Origin of the sequence: Rhodococcus sp. PML026, assembly GCF_000963615.1 — a bacterium.
Lineage (GTDB): Bacteria > Actinomycetota > Actinomycetes > Mycobacteriales > Mycobacteriaceae > Rhodococcoides > Rhodococcoides fascians.
In genome coordinates this window covers 841,809-865,561 of sequence record NZ_KQ031375.1, presented here as the reverse complement: position 1 = coordinate 865,561, position 23,753 = coordinate 841,809, and the positions used below count along the sequence as shown (strand labels likewise).

At 65.0% G+C, this 23,753-nt stretch carries 18 protein-coding genes; 17 read left to right on the top strand and 1 reads right to left on the bottom strand.

Going from position 1 to position 23,753, the window contains the following annotated elements:
• Positions 1-23: 23 nt before the first annotated feature.
• The 13 genes from VF34_RS19510 (at position 24) to secA (ending at position 18,185) form a co-directional block, all read left to right on the top strand.
• On the top strand, positions 24-1,406 hold the full coding sequence (locus tag VF34_RS19510) for a phosphomannomutase/phosphoglucomutase (protein WP_032372883.1): 1,383 nt from the start codon (positions 24-26) through the stop codon (positions 1,404-1,406).
• Positions 1,407-1,477: 71 nt separating this feature from the next.
• Positions 1,478-2,620, top strand: coding sequence for a hypothetical protein (locus tag VF34_RS19505; protein WP_032372697.1), 1,143 nt, complete (start codon positions 1,478-1,480; stop codon positions 2,618-2,620).
• Positions 2,620-3,855 carry a mannose-6-phosphate isomerase, class I gene (gene manA / locus VF34_RS19500; RefSeq protein ID WP_027496503.1) on the top strand — a complete coding sequence of 412 codons (1,236 nt, stop codon included), beginning with the start codon at positions 2,620-2,622 and terminating at the stop codon, positions 3,853-3,855. Before VF34_RS19505 ends, manA begins: the two co-directional genes overlap by 1 nt.
• Before the next feature lie 137 nt (positions 3,856-3,992).
• Positions 3,993-5,504, top strand: coding sequence for an amino acid permease (locus VF34_RS19495; protein ID WP_027496504.1), 1,512 nt, complete (start codon positions 3,993-3,995; stop codon positions 5,502-5,504).
• Positions 5,505-5,803: 299 nt separating this feature from the next.
• Positions 5,804-6,907: an alkane 1-monooxygenase gene (locus tag VF34_RS19490; RefSeq protein WP_080729302.1), complete on the top strand. Its 1,104-nt coding sequence runs from the start codon at positions 5,804-5,806 to the stop codon at positions 6,905-6,907.
• Between the two features lie 120 nt (positions 6,908-7,027).
• Positions 7,028-8,512, top strand: a complete 1,485-nt coding sequence (ahcY, locus tag VF34_RS19485) for an adenosylhomocysteinase (RefSeq protein WP_027496506.1) — start codon at positions 7,028-7,030, stop codon at positions 8,510-8,512.
• A gap of 17 nt (positions 8,513-8,529) precedes the next feature.
• Complete coding sequence (locus tag VF34_RS19480; protein ID WP_032372696.1) at positions 8,530-9,195, top strand: dTMP kinase; 666 nt, start codon at positions 8,530-8,532, stop codon at positions 9,193-9,195.
• A gap of 4 nt (positions 9,196-9,199) precedes the next feature.
• Positions 9,200-9,877: an MtrAB system response regulator MtrA gene (mtrA, locus tag VF34_RS19475; protein ID WP_027496508.1), complete on the top strand. Its 678-nt coding sequence runs from the start codon at positions 9,200-9,202 to the stop codon at positions 9,875-9,877.
• Positions 9,874-11,556, top strand: coding sequence for an MtrAB system histidine kinase MtrB (gene mtrB, locus VF34_RS19470; RefSeq protein WP_032366296.1), 1,683 nt, complete (start codon positions 9,874-9,876; stop codon positions 11,554-11,556). Before mtrA ends, mtrB begins: the two co-directional genes overlap by 4 nt.
• Positions 11,553-13,334 (top strand): MtrAB system accessory lipoprotein LpqB, encoded by a 1,782-nt coding sequence (gene lpqB, locus VF34_RS19465; protein ID WP_371828215.1) that lies wholly within the window; start codon positions 11,553-11,555, stop codon positions 13,332-13,334. Before mtrB ends, lpqB begins: the two co-directional genes overlap by 4 nt.
• Positions 13,335-13,375: 41 nt before the next feature.
• Positions 13,376-14,059, top strand: coding sequence for a ComF family protein (locus VF34_RS19460; RefSeq protein ID WP_027496510.1), 684 nt, complete (start codon positions 13,376-13,378; stop codon positions 14,057-14,059).
• A 233-nt stretch (positions 14,060-14,292) separates the two neighbouring features.
• Entirely contained in the window at positions 14,293-14,961 is a 669-nt protein-coding gene (gene hpf / locus VF34_RS19455) for a ribosome hibernation-promoting factor, HPF/YfiA family (RefSeq protein ID WP_027496511.1), read from the top strand.
• A gap of 320 nt (positions 14,962-15,281) precedes the next feature.
• Positions 15,282-18,185, top strand: a complete 2,904-nt coding sequence (secA, locus tag VF34_RS19450; RefSeq protein WP_032372695.1) for a preprotein translocase subunit SecA — start codon at positions 15,282-15,284, stop codon at positions 18,183-18,185.
• Between the two features lie 45 nt (positions 18,186-18,230).
• Here secA and VF34_RS25045 read toward each other — a convergent pair whose 3' ends face one another.
• On the bottom strand, positions 18,231-18,827 hold the full coding sequence (locus tag VF34_RS25045) for an Rv3235 family protein (protein ID WP_141215098.1): 597 nt from the start codon (positions 18,825-18,827) through the stop codon (positions 18,231-18,233).
• Positions 18,828-19,001: 174 nt separating this feature from the next.
• On the opposite strand from VF34_RS25045, the gene VF34_RS19440 reads away from it, so the two are divergent.
• From VF34_RS19440 to VF34_RS19425, 4 genes are all read left to right on the top strand, one after another.
• Complete coding sequence (locus VF34_RS19440; RefSeq protein WP_032401426.1) at positions 19,002-20,447, top strand: WS/DGAT/MGAT family O-acyltransferase; 1,446 nt, start codon at positions 19,002-19,004, stop codon at positions 20,445-20,447.
• A gap of 11 nt (positions 20,448-20,458) precedes the next feature.
• Complete coding sequence (locus VF34_RS19435) at positions 20,459-20,983, top strand: DUF6912 family protein (RefSeq protein WP_032366300.1); 525 nt, start codon at positions 20,459-20,461, stop codon at positions 20,981-20,983.
• A 138-nt stretch (positions 20,984-21,121) separates the two neighbouring features.
• On the top strand, positions 21,122-22,237 hold the full coding sequence (locus VF34_RS19430) for a ferredoxin reductase (protein ID WP_027496515.1): 1,116 nt from the start codon (positions 21,122-21,124) through the stop codon (positions 22,235-22,237).
• Positions 22,238-22,345: 108 nt separating this feature from the next.
• Entirely contained in the window at positions 22,346-23,641 is a 1,296-nt protein-coding gene (locus VF34_RS19425) for a fatty acid desaturase family protein (protein WP_027496516.1), read from the top strand.
• Positions 23,642-23,753 lie beyond the last annotated feature (112 nt).

The following is a 23,753-nucleotide window of genomic DNA, read 5'->3' as shown; positions in this document are numbered from 1 at the left end:
GACCGACAATCAGGAGAATCTTCGTGGCCCGAACCGCAGAGTCCGTCAAAGCCGTCATCAAGGCCTACGACGTCCGTGGCGTCGTAGGTGAGCAGATCGACGAGGCGTTCGTCCGAGACGTCGGTGCATCGTTCGCCCGGTTGGTACGCGACGAGGAGGGCGCGGCGCGGACCGTCGTCATCGGACACGACATGCGCGACTCCTCGCCGGGCCTGTCCCGCGCTTTCGCGGACGGCGTCACCGCGCAGGGACTCGACGTCGTGCACATCGGTCTCGCCTCGACCGATCAGCTCTACTTCGCGTCGGGCCTGCTCGAATGCCCGGGTGCCATGTTCACCGCAAGCCACAATCCGGCGAAGTACAACGGAATCAAGCTGTGCCGCGCCGGTGCCAAGCCGGTGGGACAGGACACCGGGTTGGCCACGATCAAGTCGGAACTGATCGACGGGGTGCCGGACTTCGACGGCCCGGCCGGTACGGCAACGTCGCGAGACGTGTTGACCGACTACGCCGGGTTCGTCCGCGATCTGGTCGATCTATCCGGCATCGGATCCATGAAGATCGCCGTCGACGCGGGTAACGGCATGGGCGGGCACACGGTCCCCGCGGTGTTCGCTCCGCTCCCGGTGACGATCGAACCGTTGTTCTTCGAACTCGACGGCAGCTTCCCCAATCACGAGGCCAACCCACTGGATCCGGCGAACCTGGTGGATCTGCAGCGCTTCGTCGTCGAGACCGGTGCCGACATCGGGCTCGCGTTCGACGGAGACGCCGACCGGTGCTTCGTCGTCGACGAGAAGGGCGATCCGGTCTCGCCGTCGGCCGTGACCTGCTTGGTGGCAGAACGCGAGCTGGCCAAGGAGCCCGGTGCGTCGATCATTCACAATCTCATCACCTCGCGTGCGGTGCCGGAGCTGGTCACCGAGCTCGGCGGCAAGCCTGTCCGCACCCGAGTGGGGCACTCGTTCATCAAGCAGCAGATGGCCGATACCGGTGCGATCTTCGGCGGAGAACATTCCGCGCACTACTACTTCCGCGATTTCTGGGGTGCCGATTCCGGCATGCTCGCCGCGCTGCACGTTCTCGCTGCCCTCGGCGCCCAGGATCGACCGCTCTCGGAGATGATGGCCTCGTACGAGACGTACAGCGCGTCGGGTGAGATCAACTCGACGGTCGACGACGCAGCCGAACGCACCCAGGCCGTGCTCGACGCGTTCGCCGATCGGACCACCGGAATCGACCGTCTCGACGGCGTGACCGTCGACCTCGAGGGTGGTGCATGGTTCAACTTGCGTGCGTCCAACACCGAGCCCCTGTTGAGACTCAATGTCGAGGCGCGCACCCGCACCGAGGTCGACGCGTTGTCGACCGAGATATTGAGCATCGTTCGCTCCGGACTGGAATAGTGGTTACCTAGAGTTCACAAGTGGGTATGCAGGCATTTCGAGTCGGTGACGTAAGGGAAGGTGCCGAGGTCATGAGGGCAGTGACGTCTCTGGTCGATCTCGACGACGCCGGCGCGATCGTGGCCGCCGATCGGGAGGGCGCGCTCCGCAGCGCCGCGCTCGCGGGTGCTCAAGTACGCGCCGTCGCCACTGCGGTCGATGAGTCGGTGCTGGCGCGACTGGCCGACCTGCGACCTCGCAGCGTGGTGATCGTGACCGGCGACGGCCGCAGCAGCCGTGCCGCGTCTCTGCTTGTCGCTGCTCTCGGAAACCATTTGGGCGTTCCCCTGGTTCGTAGTACCGGAACTCCGCCGTGGATCGGGCCACTGGATGTCGTCGTGGTGGCCGGCGACGATGCAGGCGATCCTCGTCTGGCCGAATCGGTCGACGCGGCAGCACGGCGGGGCGCGGAGGTCGTCGTCGTGGCACCGGAAGAGGGTCCCTTGCGTGCCGTGCGCGGTGCCAGGGTCATGTGGTTGCCGCCGCGCATAGCGGTGCGTGACCACAATGCGCTGATGCGCTATCTTGCGGCGTTCGTGGCCGTCCTCGGCGCGGTTGCCGGTGGTTCGTGGAAGGCGCTGCTGCCCAACCTTTCTCGGCTCGCAGATCTGCTCGATGCCGAGGCTGTGCGCAACAGCCCGTCCAACGAGGTGTTCCACAACCCTGCCAAAGCGCTTGCCAGTGGGTTCAGCGGCAAACGTGTGGTGCTCAGCGGTGCCGGGCCGGCTGCCGTCGAGGTGGCGCGGCACGGTAGCGAGGTGTTGCTGCGGGTGGCCGGTCTGATCGTGGCTGCGGGTGAGCTCGGCGATGTCATTGCTGCGTCCATCCGTGCGTCCATGGTCGAGTCATCGGGGCCGGTCAGCACCTTCGACTCGATCTTCCACGACGAGGAGCTCGACGGACCGGCTCCCGAACAGCCGATGCGGGTATTCGTCCTGGCGTCCGAATCCGATCGCGCGCTGACCGAACGACGCATTGCCGGTGTTCCGAATTCCGAACTGGTACTGACCGAGTCCGGTGAGGCGACGTCCGGCGGGGAGTTCGTGAGTTCGGGTTTCGAGGCCCGCGCGGCGTCACCCGATCCGGTTACACTCTCGATGCTCGACACGATGTCGGTGTTGGCAACGCGGTTGGACACCACTGCCGCGTACTTGTCGTTGATGGGCGGTAGCTAGTGCAACTCCTGCGAGGCGCAGTCCGGTCCTACGCTTGGGGTTCGCGCACTGCTCTGGCTCGTATCCAGGGTAGGCCGGTACCGTCCGATCATCCCGAGGCGGAGATCTGGCTGGGTGCACACCCGGCCGATTCTGCGCACGTGGTTCACGAGGGTGGCAGCACGCCGTTGCTCACCCTCATCGACGGGGATCCGGAAACACAGTTGGGCGGCTCTGCAGAGGACTTCTCGTCGCGGCTGCCGTACTTGCTGAAATTGCTTGCCGCAGAAGAACCTCTGTCGTTGCAGGCACATCCGAGCAGCGCGCAGGCGCGTGAGGGCTTCGCGCGGGAGAATGCCGCAGGTGTTGCGATCGATTCCCCGGTGCGCAATTACCGGGACGCCAATCACAAGCCCGAGCTGATCGTGGCACTCACCGAATTCGAAGCACTGGCAGGGTTTCGGCAACCGGCCGAGACGGTCGAGTTTCTCGATGCGTTGGCCGTGCCGTCCCTCGCGGGGTATCGCACGTTGCTCGCCGCTCAGCCCGACGCGTCGGGCCTCCGGACGGTGTTCACCTCGTGGATCACGTTGCCCGGGCAGTCCCTGGACGACCTGTTGCCTGCGGTCGCCCAGGGCTGCATCGATTATCTGTCGGGGCCTGCCCGCGCCGACGGCGGTCGATTCGCCGCCGAGGCACGGACGTTGCTCGAGCTGGGGGAGTCGTATCCCGGTGATGCTGGAGTACTGGCGGCCTTACTGCTCAATCGGGTCACCCTGACTCCCGGCCAGGGCCTGTACCTGGATGCGGGCAATCTCCATGCGTACCTGCGCGGAACCGGTGTGGAGATCATGGCCAACTCCGACAACGTTCTGCGTGGAGGGTTGACGCCCAAGCACGTCGACGTGCCGGAGTTGTTGCGCGTGCTGGACTTCGAGCCCGCCGACATCTCTCCGATCACGCCGGGTGAGAACGATCGGCCCACCTACCGATACCCGACGCCGGCCCCTGAATTCGTCCTCAGCCGGACGGCGGTCGGTCCGGGGGAGACCGTCGAGATTCCTGGAACCGGTCCGCGAATTCTGTTGTGCACCAGCGGTTCGGTGCTGGCGACGACCGGTGACACACACGCGGGGCTCACCGTGCCCCAAGGTAGTTCGGCGTGGATTCCCGCTGCCGACCGATCGGTCACCGTCACCGCGGACTCCGACGGTGCCGAAGTGTTCGTGGCGGCGGTCGGATCATTGCAGTCGTAAGGCGCGGCAAGTCGAGTGGCCGAAGTGTCCGACACGGGTGCCCGCTACCAATAAGGTGATGTCACAGTGAATTCTGGGACGGGTGGGTCCGATCGGATCGGCCGTCTGCAGAAGCGACGTGGCGATACGGAGGTCCGATGACCAAGGCAGACCGGCCCAGGAAGCCCCCGCGTACGACGGGGTGGTTCCGGACCAAGTCGATCGAACAATCGATCAAGGACACCGACGAACCGGACACCAAGTTGCGCAAGGAGCTCGGTTCGTGGGATCTGACCGTGTTCGGTGTCGCGGTGGCGGTCGGAGCCGGCATTTTCACGCTGACGGCGAGGACTGCCGGAAACGTTGCCGGACCGGCTGTTTCGGTGGCGTTCGTGTTGGCGGCCATCGCCTGCGGGCTCGCTGCCCTCTGTTACGCCGAGTTCGCCTCCACGGTTCCGGTCGCCGGTAGTGCCTACACGTTCTCCTACGCCGCATTCGGTGAGTTCATCGCCTGGATCATCGGCTGGGATCTGATCCTGGAATTCGGACTCGCCGCGGCGGTGGTGGCGAAGGCCTGGTCGCTCTACCTGGGAGACCTGCTCGGCACGTCGGCCCCGGTACTGCAGATCGGTTCGCTGAATTTCGACTGGGGCGCACTTCTCATCGTGGTGGTGTTGACGGTTCTCATCGCCTCGGGAACCAAGTTGTCCTCGCGCGTGTCGTTGGTGATCACAGCCATCAAGGTGATCGTCGTGCTGTTCGTCGTCGTGCTCGGTGCGTTCTACATCAAGGTCGCCAACTACGACCCGTACATTCCGCCGTCCGAGCCCGCGTCCACGGGTGAGGGGCTTCATCAGTCCCTGTTCTCCTTCGTCACCGGTGCGGGCGGTAGCACCTTCGGTTGGTACGGACTGCTGGCGGCGGCGTCGCTGGTGTTCTTCGCGTTCATCGGCTTCGACGTGGTCGCGACCACGGCCGAGGAGACGAAGGAGCCGCAGAAGGCATTGCCGCGCGGCATCCTCGGATCCTTGGCCATCGTGACCGTGCTCTACGTGGCGGTGACCCTGGTGCTGACCGGGATGGTCAAGTACACGGATCTGGCCGGCGACAGTGCCACGCTGGCAACGGCTTTCGAGCTGAACGGGCTGACGTGGGCCAAGAACATCATTTCGTTCGGCGCACTGGCCGGTCTGACGACGGTGGTCATGGTTCTCATGCTGGGGCAGACTCGCGTCCTGTTCGCCATGTCGCGAGACGGCCTGGTGCCGCGCGGTCTGGCCCACACCGGAAAGAAGGGCACGCCGGTTCGGACGACGATCCTGGTCGGTGTGGTGGTCGGACTGCTCGCCGCGTTCGTCCCTCTCGGCACGCTCGAGGAGATGGTCAACATCGGCACGCTGTTCGCCTTCGTTCTGGTGTCGGCCGGTGTGCTCGTCCTCCGCAAGACGCGTCCCGATCTCGAGCGCGGGTTCCGCGTGCCCTGGGTTCCGCTGGTTCCGATCCTGGCAGTGGCCGCGTGCCTGTGGCTGATGCTCAACCTGTCGGTCGAGACCTGGTTGCGGTTCCTGGTGTGGATGGCAGCGGGTGTCGTCATCTACGTGCTGTACGGCCGCCGTCATTCGGTGATGGGTCTGCGCGAGGCGAAGAAAGTCGAGTCGCGACCCGAGTGAGACGCGGCCGAGTCGTCTTGCGAGGCCGGCCCCGACCGTCGATCGTGCGGGCGGGGCCGGTTTTCTCGGATCCGACGTGTCCGGGGTATCCGTCACACCCCTCGGTCCGAACGCCCGGCATGTTATACCCTCGAAAACAAACTGATAGGACCGCAAACATTCGGTGAGAGGGTGTGGCAACTGTGCGCGTGGACGGCCGAATCACCCCATCGGACGATTCGGGTGTCGCTTTCGGGGAGCGGAATTCGGCCGGGGCTGCACCTGCGGTTCGGCGGTGGGACAACAAGCGCTACCTGTGGATGCTGGGTCTGCTGGCACCGGCATCGGCACTGTTGCCGTCCCAATTGGTGTACTGGACCGGCATGCCGGTGTTCTGGTGGAGCGGCGTCCTGGTGTTCTTCGTGATCATTCCGATCATCGATCTGCTCGCGGGCGAGGACGGTCACAACCCGGACGCGTCTGCGGCCGACAAGCTGCAGAACGACCGCTATTACCGCTGGTGCACCTATCTGTTCCTGCCCATCCAATTCATCGGTCTGATCGTCGCCTGCTGGATGTGGGCGTACGGGGGCCTGAGCGTGGTGGACAAGATCGGGCTCGCTGTGACGGTGGGCCTGGTCGCGGGAACCGGAATCAACGCCGCCCACGAGCTGGGCCACCGCGTCGAGCAGCACGAACGCTGGTTGGCGAAGGTGGCCTTGTCGCAAACCCTGTACGGACACTTCTTCGTCGAGCACAACCGCGGCCATCACGTGCGGGTGGCCACTCCGGAGGATCCGGCCAGTGCCCGGTTGGGAGAGAGCGTGTGGACGTTCGTGCCGCGCAGCGCTGTTCTCGGGCTGGCCTCGGCCTGGAAGCTCGAGGCTCGGCGGCTGCGCCGCAAAGGCCACTCCGTGTTTCACCCGTCGAACGCCCTGTTGCACACGTGGCTGCTCAGCGCCGTTCTCTTCGTCACGCTGATGGTCGTCTTCGGCTGGGCGATCGCGCCGTATCTGCTGATACAAGCCGTCGTGGGATTCGTGCTCCTGGAGATGGTGAACTACGTGGAGCACTACGCACTGCTGCGCGAGACGAACGAGCGAGGCAGATACGTGCGATGCGCACCGCGGCACAGTTGGAACAGCGACCGGCTGTGCACCAACATCTTTCTCTACCACCTGCAGCGACACAGCGATCATCATGCCAATCCGGGGAAGCGATACCAGACTCTGCTCTCGTGCGACGAGGCCCCGCAATTGCCCGCCGGGTACGCGACGATGGTTCTACTGGCAGCGGTACCGCCGCTGTGGCGTCGGGTGATGGACCCGCGGGTGCTCGACCACTACGACGGTGATCTCGTCCGGGCCAACATTCTGCCCCGAAAGCGCGATCGGATTCTGGCGCGAGCCCAGCAACACGGGTGACCGCGGGACCACTCGACGAGCCGTCCGAAGGGCATCGGACCGATTCGCCGGGCAGACGGTCGCCGCGCGCCGCGACCCGATAGCCTGGACGAAGACATTCAAGTCAACAGGAGAGGCAAGATGACGACCTCAGTTACGTCAGGATCGGCACTCACCGTGGAACACCGCGGTGGAATCGACTTCAAGGTCGCAGACCTGTCACTCGCAGAATTCGGCCGCAAGGAAATACGGCTGGCAGAGCACGAGATGCCCGGCCTGATCGCGCTTCGTCGCGAGTACGCCGACGTTCAGCCGCTCAAGGGCGCACGAGTATCCGGATCGCTGCACATGACTGTGCAGACCGCCGTGTTGATCGAGACGCTGGTGGCACTCGGTGCCGAGGTGCGTTGGGCCTCGTGCAACATCTTCTCCACCCAGGATCACGCTGCCGCGGCCGTCGTCGTAGGCCCGTACGGCACCGTCGAAGAGCCCAAGGGCGTTCCGGTGTTCGCCTGGAAGGGTGAGACCCTCGAGGAGTACTGGTGGGCCGCCGAGCAGATGCTCACCTGGCCCGAGCAGCCTGCCAACATGATCCTCGACGACGGCGGTGACGCCACGATGCTGGTGCTGCGCGGCGCTCAGTTCGAGAAGGCAGGCGTCGTTCCGCCGACCGACGACGACCAGGATTCCGACGAGTACAAGGTGTTCCTCGGCCTGCTGCGTCGCTCCCTCGAGGCGTCGACGACCAAGTGGACCGAGATTGCCGCATCCGTGCAGGGTGTCACCGAGGAGACCACGACCGGTGTGCTGCGGTTGTACCAGTTCGCTGCTGCCGGCGAGCTGTCGTTCCCGGCCATCAACGTCAACGACTCGGTCACCAAGAGCAAGTTCGACAACAAGTACGGCACTCGCCATTCGCTGATCGACGGCATCAACCGTGGCACCGACGTTCTCATCGGCGGCAAGGCCGTGCTGGTCTGTGGCTACGGAGATGTGGGCAAGGGCTGCGCCGAGGCACTCAAGGGCCAGGGCGCTCGCGTGACGGTCACCGAAGCAGATCCCATCAACGCCCTGCAGGCACTGATGGACGGCTTCGACGTGCGCACGGTCGACGAGTTCATCGAGCAGGCCGACATCGTGATCACCTCGACGGGCAACCTGAAGATCATCACGTTCGAGCACATGCGCAAGATGAAGCACCAGGCGATCCTGGGCAACATCGGCCACTTCGACAACGAGATCGACATGGCCGGCCTCGAGAAGGCTGCCGACGTCACGCGGATCAACATCAAGCCGCAGGTCGACGAGTTCCAGTTCAAGGACGGGCACTCGATCATCGTGCTGTCCGAGGGCCGTCTGCTGAACCTCGGCAACGCCACCGGTCACCCGTCGTTCGTCATGAGCAACAGCTTCTCCAACCAGGTCATCGCGCAGATCGAACTGTGGACCAAGCCGAGTGAGTACGACAACGAGGTCTACCGGTTGCCCAAGCACCTCGACGAGAAGGTTGCTCGCATCCACGTCGAAGCGCTGGGCGGCTCGATCACCAAGCTCACCAAGGAGCAGGCCGAGTACATCGGCGTCGACGTCGAGGGCCCGTACAAGCCCGAGCACTACCGCTACTGACCGAGAGAGTTCGGTCGTTGGGAAAGCTCTTCGTCATCGAGGGAGTCGACGGAGCGGGCAAGAACACGCTCGCCCGTCGGCTCGTCTCGGCGTGGGAACGCGACGGCCTGGCCGTCGTCAGGGTCGGGTTTCCCCGGTACGGCAGGTCGGTTCATGCCGATCTGGCGGCCGAGGCGCTGCAGGGGGAACACGGAGACACCGCGGGCAGCGTGCACGCCATGGCGCTGCTGTTCGCACTCGACCGCAAGGATGCGGCCGACGAGATCCGAAACTTGTTGTCCCGCAACGATATCGTGTTGCTGGACCGGTACGTGGCGTCCAACGCCGCCTACACCGCGGCGCGGTTGGAGCAGTCCCTCGACGGAGCGGCCGTCGAGTGGATCCGGTCACTCGAATTCGAGCGGTTCGGTGCGCCCGTTCCGGACGTGCAGGTGCTGCTGGACGTACCGGTGGCTCTCGCTGCGGAGCGCGCCGCCGCGCGTGAGAGTGCGGACGCCGCGCGCACCCGGGATGCCTACGAACGCGACGGCTCGCTGCAGACCCGGACCTCGGCCGTCTACGGCCGTCTCGCAGAAACGAACTGGGCGTCGCCCTGGCGAGTCGTGCGCGCCGACGTCGACCCCGATCGACTCGCCGCCGACATGTTCAATCAGCCATCCGCCGAGCCGAAAGTGACACGATAGAGCCATGAAGCCTCGGATTCTGGTTGTGGACGACGATTCGGCTCTGGCGGAGATGCTCACCATCGTGTTGCGCGGTGAGGGATTCGAGCCGTTCGTCGTCGGAGACGGCACCCAAGCGCTGGCGGCCGTCCGCGAGAATCGACCCGATCTGGTGTTGCTCGACCTGATGCTTCCCGGAATGAACGGCATCGACGTCTGTCGCGTGCTGCGAGCCGACTCGGGCGTCCCGATCGTCATGCTGACGGCCAAGACCGACACCGTCGATGTGGTGCTCGGTCTCGAATCCGGGGCCGACGACTACATCATGAAGCCCTTCAAGCCGAAGGAGCTGGTGGCACGCGTCCGGGCACGACTGCGTCGAACCGAGGACGAGCCGGCCGAGCTGTTGTCGATCGCCGACATCGTCATCGACGTCCCCGCCCACAAGGTCAGCCGCGGCGACGAGCTGGTCTCGCTCACTCCGCTCGAATTCGATCTGCTGGTCGCCTTGGCTCGCAAGCCGCGTCAGGTGTTCACCCGTGAGGTTCTGCTCGAACAGGTGTGGGGCTACCGGCACGCCGCCGACACCCGCCTGGTCAACGTCCACGTTCAGCGTCTACGCGCCAAGGTCGAGAAGGATCCGGAGAACCCGGAGGTGGTGTTGACCGTGAGGGGGGTCGGGTACAAGGCCGGACCGCCGTGATCGGTTTTTCCCACTCTCGGCGACGAATCAACGGCAAGTTCTCCCCGCTCCTGCGTTGGTTCAGGTCGCTGAGCACATCGCTGGGTCATGCCTGGCGAAGGTCACTGCAACTGCGCGTGGTCGTCTCGACCCTGACGTTGTCGCTCGTGGTGATCCTGATTCTCGGCGTCGTTCTGACCAGCCAGATCACCGATCGGTTGCTCGAAGCGAAGCTGTCCGCAGCCACCGAGGAACTCGACCGCTCGCGCACCACGGTGGAGGGCAACCTCGCCGGTGCCGATGATTCTAGCGGCCTGTCCACTCGTCTCGAACGGGCGAGAGCTGCGTTGACGAACCAGGACCTCGACGCCGCGTCGACCACCGGGTCGGCAGGGTCCTTCGATCCTGTTCTGATCGTCGAGGGCGACGCGACCCGCGCGGAAGCGTCGGTCGGTCCGGTCGACCAGATACCGGCCAGCTTGCGCGACTTCGTCAAGAAGGGCCTGATCAGCTCGCAGTACGCCACCGTGACCGACAGTGACGGCGGATATTCCGGGTCGGCGCTCATCATGGGGTCGCCCACCGGTTCCGACATATCGGCGCTGCAGCTGTATCTCATCTTCCCGCTCGCCAGCGAAGACCGGACGCTCTCCCTGGTCCGCGGCACGCTGTTCATCGGGGCCGTGGTGCTGCTGGTACTACTCGCGGCGATCGCGATGCTCGTCGCGCGGCAGGTGGTGCTACCCATTCGATCCGCGTCCCGCATCGCAGTACGCTTCGCCGACGGCAGGCTCAAGGAGCGAATGCCGGTTCGCGGTGAGGACGACATGGCGAGGCTGGCGATGTCGTTCAACGAGATGGCCGAAAGTCTGTCCAAACAGATCACCCAGCTCGAGGAATTCGGAAACCTGCAGCGCCGGTTCACCTCCGACGTCAGCCACGAACTACGGACGCCGCTCACCACCGTGCGGATGGCCGCGGATCTCATTCACGACGCCAGTGACGATCTCGAACCTGCCCTCAAGCGTTCCTCCGAGCTGTTGGTCAACGAGCTGGACCGCTTCGAGACGTTGCTCGGTGATCTGCTCGAGATCAGTCGCCACGACGCCGGTGTCGCCGAATTGGCCGCCGAGCAACTCGACCTGCGGATGTGTGCACGCGCGGCGGTTTCCACGGTGCGTCACCTCGCCCGTGAAACCGGCACCGAGGTGATCGTCGACATGCCCGAGACGGCGGTCATCGCCGAGGTGGACCCGCGGCGTGTCGAACGTATCCTGCGCAACCTTCTGGCCAACGCCCTCGATCACGGGGAAGGCAAGCCGGTGCTGCTGCGCCTGAGATCGGATGCCGACGCGGCAGCCTTCGTGGTGCGCGACCAAGGAATCGGTCTGCGCCCCGGCGAGGAGAAGCTGGTGTTCAATCGGTTCTGGCGCTCGGACCCCTCCCGCGTCCGGCGCTCCGGCGGTACCGGCCTCGGGTTGGCGATCAGTGTCGAGGACGCCCGGCTGCACGACGGTAAGCTCGAGGCGTGGGGTGCAGTCGGCGAAGGCGCATGTTTCCGGCTCACGGTGCCACTGGTCCGTGGTCACAAGGTGATCGGCTCACCTCTGCCGTTGAAGCCGAGCACCAAGAAATACGCTCAGGGACAACCGATCCCGGCTATCGGTGCGCAGCGGGCCGCGTCGGAGTCGTCGACGTGATTCGCTCGTCTCGTCGGCTGTCTCGCTCGGTTGCAGTGTGCGCCCTGATCGCCGCCCTCGTCTCCGGTTGTGCCAGCCTGCCCGAGTCCTCGAGCCCCCAGGCCATCGGCACGTTGACCGACGGTGCCGCGCCGACCAGCGCCCCGGCCCCCGAACCCGGACGTGAGCCGGACCGGCTGCTCGACGACTTCTTCGAGGCCAGCGCAGTGTCGGCCAACCGCCACCAGGCCGCCCGACAGTTCCTGACCGAGGACGCGTCGAACACGTGGGACGACGGCGCTCGTACCGTCGTCGCAGATCGGATCGACACCCTGTCGGGGCCCCGAACTGCAGACTCTGCGCAGTTCACGATTCGGTCGACGACAGCGGGAATCCTGGCTCCCGGCGGGGAATATCAGGCCGGATCGGACACCTTCGACATCGCGATCGACATGACGCGCGTCGACGGCCAATGGCGCATCTCGAAGCTGCCACCGGGTGTGGTCATCGATCGCTCGGCGTTCATGGACACCTATCAGCAGCGATCCATCTACTTCGTCGATCCGCTCGGTGGGGTGTTGGTGCCGGATGTTCGGTGGACGAGCGGATCGCAGGATCAGCTCGCAAACCAGCTCGTGCAGCTGTTGATCGATGGACCCAAGTCCGCGCTGTCCGCAGCGGTGAGCAACGAATTGTCCGACGACGTCAGTATCCGGGGGCCCATCACCAAGGCCGACGGACAGACCACACAGGTCGGAGTCGGTCTCGGCGGCATCAGAATCGACTTCGGTGGTTTGCAGAACAAGGGCGACCGCGACCGAGAATTGCTTGCCGCACAGGTGATCTGGACTCTGGCCTCGGCAGAGGTGGCCGGGCCCTACGTGCTGCTCGCCGACGGACAACCCATCGACACGACCAAGCCGGACGGGTGGACGACGGCTGGGGTCGACTCCTTCGATCCACAGAGCTCCACCAACGAATCGGTCGGCCTGCACGCACTGGCCTCCGGTCGACTGCTCCACGTCGAGGAATCCGCGACCACACCCGCCCCCGGGTACTTCGGGCAGGCACGGAATCTGCGCTCGGTGGCCTTGTCGAACGACGGAACACTCGTGGCCGGCGTCGCGGACACCGGTAGACCCGCTCCGGCACCGTCGAGCACATTGATGGTCGGTAGCTACGACGGTGGCGCGTTCCCGGTGGCCGAGGGGCAGTCGATCACGCGTCCGACATGGGGAGCCGATGACAACGCCGCCTGGGCGGTCATCGACGGCACCAACGTCATTCGCGCTGCCCGTGACCCCTCGACCGGTCAGGTATCGGTCATACCGGTCGATGCCCGCGCGGTCACCACCCTGGGAACTCGCATCACCGAACTCCGGCTGGCCCGCGACGGCGTTCGGGCCGCACTCATCGTCGACGGCGTGGTGTACGTGGCCACCGTGGTACGCGATCCGTCGGGCGTCTATTCGCTGACGGCCCCGCGCGCGGTTGCGATCGGACTCGGCAGTGACGCCACCAGCCTGGACTGGAGCACCGGCGAGGCCATCGTGATCGCACGGGTTGCCACCGATACACCGGTGGTCCAGGTGACGGTCGACGGCTCGAGGATGGACGCCCTGCCGTCGCGCAATCTCACCAATCCTGTTCTGGCGGTCGATGCGTCGCCGGAGACCGAGTACGTTGCCGACGCTCGCGCCGTGTTCGCACTCAACAACGCCGATCCGGTCGGCGACAGGTACTGGCGCGAGGTCACCGGCCTGGCCGGGGTGAAGGCCGTCCCGATCCTGCCCGGCTGACGTCCGGCGGGTGTCGGTGGCTACCGGCACACTTCACGATCATGAGAACGCTTCTCGACCTCGTCCTGCCCCTCGAATGTGCCGGGTGTGGGGTGCCGGGGGAGCAGTGGTGTCGCCGTTGTGAACAGGCGCTGTCGGTGCCGCCTGTCCGGGTGCGTCCGCGGGTCGATCCGGGGGTGCCCTGCTGGGCGCTGGGCACGTACACCGGTCCTCGGCGCAACGGGGTGATCGCACTGAAGGAACGGGGCCGACGGGCCGTGTCCGTGCCGTTCGGGCGGGCGCTGGCCGGTGCGGTGCACCAACTGCGTGCTGCGGGCGAGATCGATCCACCCGAGCTGAGTCACCTCGTTCTGGTGTGCGCTCCGTCCCGGGCGCGCGCAGCGCGAGTCCGAGGGGGTGATCCGGTGCTGCGGTGTGCGAGGAACGCAGCGACCGAGTTGGCACCGGAGCGAGTATCGGTTCCCCAGCTGCTGAAGATGGCCGGGGGAGTGCGGGATTCGGTCGGGCTCTCGGCAGGTCAGCGTCAACACAACGTGGCGGGCCGGATCGAACTGATCGGACAGTCGCGCCAGGGTATCGGCCGGCCGCGGCCGCGAACCGACGAACTGACCGTTCTTCTCGTCGACGACGTGGTGACCACCGGGGCGACCCTGGCCGAATGTGCAAGAGTGCTTACCGATTTCGGGATCTCGTTGGCCGGTGCGATCGTGGTGGCCAGCGCGTGAACGCGAGTCGACGAGACACGCCGACAACCAATTCGGGGTGAACGGTGGCACACGCGTCGATGACCGACTAACGTCGCGGACACGCTCCATCACGACGGAGCGGACCGGTAGAACGACCCGTAGAAACACGGACGTGAGGTGATGCCCCGGACTCGAGATGCCGGAAGGTTCCCCATTCGGCATGCACACCTGCCACGTCCAACAGTGGGCGTGGCCGATATCGGGAGGTACACGTGACGACCCCTTCACAAGCCTCGGTTTTCTTCGACGAGAAGCCTTCGGAAGAACCCGCCAAGAGCAATGCCGACGTTGTGGTCAAGGGCCGCAACGTCGAGATACCGGACCATTTTCGGATATACGTGTCCGAGAAACTGGCTCGCCTCGAGCGCTTCGACCCCTCCATCTACCTGTTCGATGTCGAACTGCAGCACGAACGAAATCGCCGTCAGGCCAAAGCATGTCAACGCGTGGAGATCACCGCGAAGGGCAAAGGCCCGGTCGTTCGTGCCGAAGCGTGCGCAGACAGTTTCTATGCCGCACTCGAAGCAGTGACCTCGAAACTCGAAAGCAGACTCAGGCGTACCAAGGATCGGCGCAAGGTCCACTACGGCGAGAAGAGACCCGTATCCGTCGCCGAGGCCACCGCAGAACTTGCCGAAGACGACACACTTGCGCTCGATCCCGAGACCAAGCTGGATTCGTTCGAGGACGATCAGACCGGCCCCGGGCACATCGTTCGCACGAAGGTTCACTCGGCGGCACCGATGAGCGTCGACGATGCGCTGTACGAGATGGAACTGGTCGGCCACGACTTCTTCCTGTTTCACGACAGCGCCACCGACCGGCCTTCCGTGGTGTATCGACGGCACGCCTTTGACTATGGCCTGATCAGGCTCACCTGACCGAGCGTGACGGCGAACGGGTCGTTCGCCGTCCGTGAAATATCCGACCACTGCAGGCTCGACGCCGGAAGACACGATCCCCACGTCGAGCCTGCAGTGCTGTGTCGGGGTTGTCCGAATGGTGGCGTGGTGTCGCTCGGGACCGACAGTGGGACTGCCGTACCCACAGCGAGACCGCCTACCATGGACGCGTTCGGGTTACTGCCGCGCGGACGTCACGGTGACGAACCCGTGCGCTCGTGCAGGTAGCAGTAACGCGTCGACTAACAGATTTGTTCGTGTCAGTACCCGTGAACCGAGGATCGAGGACGAGAAAACCCGTGCCGTCGCTGTCGTTTTCCAAGCTGCTCCGTGTTGGTGAAGGTCGCATGGTCAAGCGGCTCAAGAACATCGCTGACCACGTCTCGACCCTGTCTTCGGACGTCGAGAGTCTCTCCGACGACGAACTGCGGGGTAAGACCGCCGAGTTCAAGGAGAGGTATTCGTCCGGGGAGACCTTGGATCAGTTGCTGCCCGAGGCATTCGCGGTCGCCCGTGAGGCATCGTGGCGGGTGCTGTCCCAGCGGCACTTCGACGTGCAGGTGATGGGCGGAGCCGCCCTGCACTTCGGCAACATCGCCGAGATGAAGACCGGCGAGGGCAAGACCCTGACGTGTGTTCTGCCTGCTTATCTCAACGCCATCTCCGGCGACGGTGTGCACGTGGTGACGGTCAACGATTACCTCGCCAAGCGTGACTCGGAGTGGATGGGCCGTGTGCACCGCTTCCTGGGTCTGTCGGTGGACGTCATCCTGTCCGGGATGACGCCGGTCGAGCGCCGTGCAGCGTATGCCGCCGACATCACCTACGGCACCAACAACGAGTTCGGGTTCGACTACCTACGCGACAACATGACGCACTCGCTCGACGATCTGGTGCAGCGCGGACACAACTTCGCCGTGGTCGACGAGGTCGACTCGATCCTCATCGACGAGGCGCGAACCCCACTGATCATCTCGGGCCCCGCCGACGCGTCGAGCAAGTGGTACGGCGAGTTCGCCCGGATCGCCCCCATGCTGAAGGTCGACACCCACTACGAGGTCGATATCCGCAAGCGCACCATCGGTGTGCACGAGGCCGGCGTCGAGCTGGTCGAGGATCAGCTCGGTATCGACAACCTGTACGAGGCGGCCAACTCGCCTCTGGTGAACTACCTGAACAACGCTATCAAGGCCAAAGAGCTCTACACCAAGGACAAGGACTACATCGTCCGCGACGGCGAGGTCATCATCGTCGACGAGTTCACCGGTCGCATCCTGGTGGGACGCCGCTACAACGAGGGCATGCACCAGGCGATCGAGGCCAAGGAGAAGGTGGAGATCAAGGCCGAGAACCAGACCCTCGCCACGATCACTCTGCAGAACTACTTCCGCCTGTACGACAAGCTCTCCGGCATGACCGGTACGGCCGAGACCGAGGCCGCGGAGCTGCATCAGATCTACGGATTGGGCGTCATTCCGATCCCGACGAACCGCCCGATGGTCCGCGTCGACAACGGCGACCTGATCTACAAGACGGAAGAAGCCAAGTTCGACGCGGTGGTCGACGATGTCGTCGAGCGGCACGAGAAGGGCCAGCCGGTTCTCATCGGCACCACGAGCGTGGAACGGTCGGAGTATCTGTCGAAGCAGTTCACCAAGCGCGGCGTCGCGCACAACGTGCTCAATGCGAAGTTCCACGAGCAGGAAGCGACGATCATCGCCGAGGCCGGGCGACAGGGCGCGGTGACGGTGGCGACCAACATGGCCGGCCGTGGCACCGACGTCGTGCTCGGCGGCAACCCGGACATCCTCGCCGACCTGAAGCTGCGTAAGCAGGGCTTGGACCCGGTGGAGACTCCCGAGGAGTACGAGGCCGCCTGGGAGCCTGCTCTGGAAGAGGTCAAGGCACAGGTCAAGGCCGACGCGGACACCGTGCGCGAGGCCGGTGGCCTGTACGTTCTCGGAACCGAGCGCCACGACTCACGTCGTATCGACAACCAGCTCAGAGGGCGCTCCGGTCGTCAGGGTGATCCGGGCGAATCGCGGTTCTACCTTTCGCTCGGCGACGAGTTGATGCGTCGATTCAACGGCGGCGCACTCGAATCGATCATGACTCGGCTCAACTTGCCCGACGACGTCCCGATCGAGGCCAAGATGGTGTCCAAGGCCATCAAGAGCGCACAGACCCAGGTCGAGCAGCAGAACTTCGAGATCCGCAAGAACGTCCTCAAGTACGACGAGGTGATGAACCAGCAGCGCACCGTAATCTACGAGGAGCGCAGGCGCATCCTCGAAGGTGCCGACATGGAGGGCCAGGTCGAGGGCATGATCACCGACGTGATCACCGCCTACGTCGATGGTGCGACGAGCGAGGGCTACGTCGAGGACTGGGATCTGGAGCAGTTGTGGACGGCTCTGAAGACTCTGTATCCGGTCGGTATCGACCACAAGGTTCTCTCGGGCGAGAACGAGGACGGCGAGAAGGGTGACCTGAGCCGCGACGAGCTGCGCGAGGCGCTGCTCGAGGACGCCCGCTCGGCCTACGCCGCTCGCGAGGCCGAGATCGACGGCATCGCAGGCGAGAACGGAATGCGGGAGCTCGAACGTCGGGTTCTGCTGTCCGTCCTCGATCGCAAGTGGCGCGAGCATCTCTACGAGATGGACTACCTCAAGGAGGGCATCGGACTGCGTGCGATGGCCCAGCGAGATCCACTGGTCGAGTACCAGCGGGAGGGCTACGACATGTTCCAGGGCATGCTCGACGGCCTCAAAGAGGAGTCGGTGGGCTTTCTGTTCAACCTCCAGGTCGAGGCGACCCCTGCCCCGGCAGGTCCGGCCGCGTCCGCCGGTCTCGCGGTTGCCCCCGGGTTGGCCTCACCCGTCGGATCCGGTCGCCCGGCAGCTGCGGCAACGTCGGCACCTGCAACCACGGGCGATCGGCCTGCGGCCAAGGCGGCCCCGGCCCCTGCCGCTCCAGCTCAGGCAGCTCCCACAGCTCTGCGTGCCAAAGGACTCGACGAGCGGGACGAACAGAGATTGACGTTCTCCGGCCCGGCCGAGGGGGGCGGTACGGCTGTGCAGCGGTCGGATGCTGCAGCGAGCGCGGAGTCGGCGGCCGAGGGAACCCGACGCGAGCGTCGCGAAGCAGCGCGAGCGCAGAGCAAAGCACCGAAGAAGTCGGCGCGCTCCAAGCGCAAGAAGTAGTCGGCCGGGTCGATCCGGCGCGACCTAGCCGGGCGACCCGTGTCCTCAACCCACTCGCAACGAGGTGACCGTCCATCCTGGCCGCCGTGGGTCGACCGCCTGCTCGATTCGGCCCGCGAAGGCGAAGGTGCGTGGGCCGCGGGTGTACGAGCCGAATATCTCGGCCGACGTGTCCGATCTATAGGCGACGTGCACGCGACGCACCGCGGCGAATCCGAGTCGCCGTCCCGGTGGGGGCGTGCGGACGATGGTGCGAATCAGGTCGATCACGGGCGCAGTGAACAACGAGGACAGTTGCTCGGCACTGCGCCTGCGGTCGATCACCTCTATGAGCAACCGCATGGCGCGTTCGGCGCTCGCCCGCGCATCGGCGGGCACCACTTGCACGATCGGTCGATGGGGTGCCTCGGCCCGGCGGCGGGGGCGAGTGCTGCGTACCGATGCCGGATGGCGTTCCGGTGGCCTTTGCGGGCTCTCACCCCGTCCCCAGGTGTGCACCGCGCCTGCCGAGAGTGGCGGCTCGAACTGGGTCGGCCGCGACAGAAAGCAATGGTGCTCGGCGCGCAGCCGAGAGTCCGCCGGCGACGGTATCGGGCTGTCGTCCCCGGTGTCCGGCGGATCGTTGGATTCGATGACGCTCACACCGACATTGACGGTCGCGATCGAATTTCGGTTCCCGAGATCGGCGACACGTCGGTGCCCACCCGGCACTGGGACTCACGTCGCGAACCCACGTACTCTGAGTTCGAGCACACCGTGCAACAGGCGGTATCGATCGGGGCGCACCACGTGCGAGGACGGGGACCGAGACACGCGATGGCGACCAGACTGACGGCGCAGGATGCGTCGTTCTACTTTCTCGAGGCCGGCAGCAGTCCCATGCACCTCGGCTCGCTCGCCGTCTTTCGGACCCCGCGGAGCGGTTTCAGTTACGACCGACTGCTGTCGTTGGTCGAACAGCGACTGATGCTGGTTCCGCGCTACCGGCAGAAGGTCCGCGAAGTCGCGTTCGGTTTGGCGCGGCCGGTCTGGGTGGACGACGCGGATTTCGACATCACCTATCACATCCGTCGTTCGGCACTACCCAAGCCGGGGACGGACGATCAGTTGCACGACCTGATCGCGCGACTGACCTCACGGCCGCTCGATCGCACCCGACCGTTGTGGGAGATGTACCTGGTCGAGGGCCTCGCGAAGAATCGTTTCGCCATCTTCACCAAGTCTCATTCGGCCCTCGTCGACGGCGAAAATGCGCTCGACATCGGTCAGGTCATTCTGGACGCGAGCAAGAACCCCGCGCCGATGGCCGAGGAGCTGTGGATGCCTGCCCGTGAGCCCAAGGACTCGGTGTTGGTGCTCGACGCGCTCACCGAACTGGTGGTGCGTCCGGGCGAGAGCATCGAGACGTTGCGCGGCGCGGTCAACGGGGTTGCCGGTCTCGCGGGCGACGCATTGCGCGCCGCGGGCAAGGTCGCGGCCGTGCTGCGTACCGCGACACAGAGCGCCCCGTCCAGCCCACTGAACGCGCCGATCTCACGAAATCGTCGGTTCGCCGTGGCCAAGACCGAGCTGGCCGATTACCGCAGGATCCACGACAGATTCGACTGCTCGATCAACGACGTCGTGCTCGCAGTCGTCACCGGCGCGCTGCGAAATTGGTTGCTCTCGCGCGGCGAACCCGTCACGGCATCGTCCACGGTGCGGGCCATGGTGCCGATGTCGGTGTACGTCTCGTCCGATCGCGTCGGCTTCGGTGAGGGCAGTGACATGTCCGGTGGGCCGGCCGAGGACGATCGCAGCGAGGTGTCCTCGTTCCTCGTCGACCTCCCGGTGGGGGAGTCGAACGCCGTCGTTCGGCTGTCTCACATCGCGCACGCGACCGAGGCCCATTCTCATCAGAGCCGCGGTGTGACGGCTCAAACGCTGATGCGGATCAGTGGGTTCGCTCCGGCGAGCCTGCATGCCATGGGTGCGCGGGCGGGTAGCCGACTCTCGCAACGAGTGTTCAACCTGATCGTCACGAACGCGCCGGGCCCGCAGTTTCCGCTGTACGTCGGTGGTGCCCGGATGCTCGAGATGTACCCGGTGTCGCCGCTGTTCGAGAATCAGGCGTTGAGTATCGGGCTGACGTCGTACGACGGTTTCGTGTTCTTCGGGCTCAACGCCGACCGCGGAGCGATGCCCGATGTGGATGTGGTGACAGCGCTACTGCACGAGGCGCTGGAAGAGTTGGTCGACGCCAGCAACGAATCGAGAGTGTGAGGTCTTCTGCAATGCGTGTCTACGTTCCGGCGACACTGGAATTCTTGAAAGTGCTCGCAGCCGAGGGCGAGTTCAGTCCGGTCTCGCGCACCGCATTCGCGGTGACGCCCACCTTGCGTGAGGCGTACTCGTCGGGCGACGACGAGGAGTTGTCCGAGGTCGCGATGGGGGAGGCCGCGCGTGCCTCGCTGCGCCTGATCGCCGCGGCCGTCGACGACGAGGCGGACACGGGGACGGTGGCCGACGGCGTGGTCTACCGACGGGCGGTGATTGCCGCAGACGTCGACGATCCCACCCTGCGTCCCGATCTCGACGACGCTGTGGTTCGGCTGAAGGAACCGCTGCGAATGGATCAGGTCGCGTCGGTGCACGTCGATCTGGAAGGGGCCGAGGAAGCAGTTGCCAAGGCTGTCTCCGCCGTGGACGCAGCGGACATGGGCGACGCCGATGCAGAATTCGTTCTCGGTGATGCCGAAGACCACACGCTGGCGTGGTACGCCCCCCAGGAACTACCGTTTCTGCTCGATCTGCTGTGATCCTGCTCTCGGCCACGACCTGGCGATATCCACGGTTGGGCTGCCTGCAGAGGTGACCAGGGGACTCAACCTACGGTAGCGTAACCTCGATGCCCGCACGCGGTTCGGTACGACGATCGAGGGGATGGGGAACACCCGATGGATCTGAAGAAGTGGTTGGAGGCCCCGGTGGCCGGTGTCTCGGCACCCAAGCGGCCGAGGCTGAACATGCTGCGTGGTGCTTTCACCCGCATCACCACTCCCTTGCTGCCAGACGACTACTTGCACCTCGCCAACCCGTTGTGGTCGGCCCGTGAACTGCGCGGCCGCGTCGTACGCGTGGAGAAGGAAACCGCTACCGCGGTGACACTGGTGATCCAGCCCGGGTGGGGCTTCAATTTCGATTATCAGCCGGGTCAGTACATCGGAATCGGACTGCATCTCGGCGGTCGGTGGCACTGGCGCTCGTATTCACTGACCTCGCCGCCGAACTGGGAAGACAAGCTGATCTCCATCACCGTCAAGGCGATGCCCGAAGGGTTCCTGTCGTCACATCTGGTGGGCGGCGTGCCGCAGGGGACCATCGTGCGACTGGCGGCACCGAAGGGCAATTTCGCACTGCCCGTTCCGCCGCCCGCCAAGATTCTCTTCGTCACCGCAGGTAGCGGCATCACCCCGGTCATCTCGATGCTCAGAGCACTCGATCGCCACGGCGACATGCCCGATACCGTGCATATCCACTCGGCCCCCACCGAGGACGAGGTGATGTTCGCGGCCGAACTTGCAGCCCTCGAGAAGTCGCATCCCGAGTTCACCTCTCACGTGCAGCTGACGCGTTCCGACGGCAAGTTCGCTCTGTCCTCGCTCGACGAGCTCTACCCCGACTGGCGTACCCGCGACACCTGGGCCTGCGGTCCCGCGGCACTGCTCGAGGAAATCGAGAAGACGTGGAAGCGCGAGGGCATCGAGCACAAGCTGCACCTCGAGCGGTTCGAGATCTCGCGCGCCGATACGTCCGGTTCCGGCGGAACCGTCACGTTCTCCAAGTCCGACAAGAAAGCGGCGGCGGACGGGGCGACCACGCTGCTCGAAGCGGGCGAAAATGTGGGTGTTCGGATGCCGTTCGGCTGCCGTATGGGTATCTGCCAGACGTGTGTGGTGCCGTTGACCGCAGGGCATGTGATCGACCTGCGTTCCGGTAAGGAACACAGCGAGGGTGACCGCGTCCAGACGTGCATTTCCGCGGCCGCGGGCGACTGCACATTGGAACTGTAGGTCTGTTTTTCGCACACTGCCTTCTCAGGCTGCTGGGTTACGCTCACGTAGGTTGCCCACGCTGAACCCCGGTATTTCGGGCGCCGCACACAACTGTTGGAGGACCCGGTGGCCATCACCGACATCAAAGAGTTTGCTCACCTGACCGAAGAAGACATGGAAGCGTTCGGGCGCGAACTGGACGCCATTCGCCGCGACGTCGAGGACAGTCGCGGTGAACGCGATGCCGCATACATCCGCCGGACCATCCGAGCTCAGCGCATGCTCGAGCTCGGTGGACGCGCCGTGCTGCTCGGTAGCAAGTACCGGCCGGCATGGCTCGTGGGGACCGCGATGCTCAGCGTCGCCAAGATCATCGAGAACATGGAACTCGGCCACAACGTGATGCACGGCCAGTGGGACTGGATGAACGATCCGGAAATTCACTCCACCTCGTGGGAGTGGGACCAGACCGGACCGTCGGAGCAGTGGAAGCGGGCGCACAACTACTCGCACCACACGTACACCAACATCGTCGGAATGGACGACGACATCGGTTTCGGCATCCTGCGGATGACCCGCGACGAGCCGTGGAAGCCGATCAACCTCGTTCAGCCGCTCGCCAACATCGTGCTGGCCACGACGTTCGAGTGGGGCATCGCACTGCACGACTACGACGCTCAGAAGCAGCTCGACGGGGAACACGAAAAAGGCCTCTTCAAGTCACCGGCGGCCCGCGCTTTCGCGCGCAAGATCGCCAAGCAGGTCGGCAAGGACTTCGTCCTGTTCCCGGCCCTGTCCGGCCCGGCGTGGAAGTCCACGTTGACCGCCAACGCCACGGCCAACCTGGTTCGAAACCTCTGGGCCTACGCCGTGATCTTCTGCGGTCACTTTCCCGACGGTGCCGAGAAGTTCACGATCGGTCAGTTCGAGAACGAGACCCGTCCCGAGTGGTACCTGCGGCAGATGCTCGGTAGTGCCAACTTCGAGGCCGGCCCCGTCATGGCGTTCATGAGCGGAAACCTCTGCTACCAGATCGAGCACCACATGTTCCCGGATCTGCCGAGCAATCGGTACTCGGAGATCGCCGAGAAGGTGCACGCGCTGTGCGACAAGTACGACCTGCCGTACACGACAGGGTCGCTCGGTAAGCAGTACCTGTTGGCACTGCGGACCATCCACAAGCTGTCGCTGCCCGACAAGTGGTTGCGCGCAACCTCGGACAACGCGCCCGAGACATCGTCGGAGCGGCGTTGGCGCGTCGGCGATTCTCCGACCGTGCACGCACTTCGGATCGACCCGCTCACCGGCCAGCGCCGTGGACTGCGCTCGGCGATGCAGGAGGCGCGAGGAGCTCTGCGCAACGCGAAGAAAGAAGCCAAACGACAGGCGAAGGCGCTCCGGCGATCGGACGTCACCGCCTGATTGTGAATCGTCACACAGATTCGCGCCCGTAACCTACGCGACCGTAAGTTACGGTACGGTAGGTGACGGAAATGCACACGGCTCACTACCGCACGCTGTGTGTTCACAACTG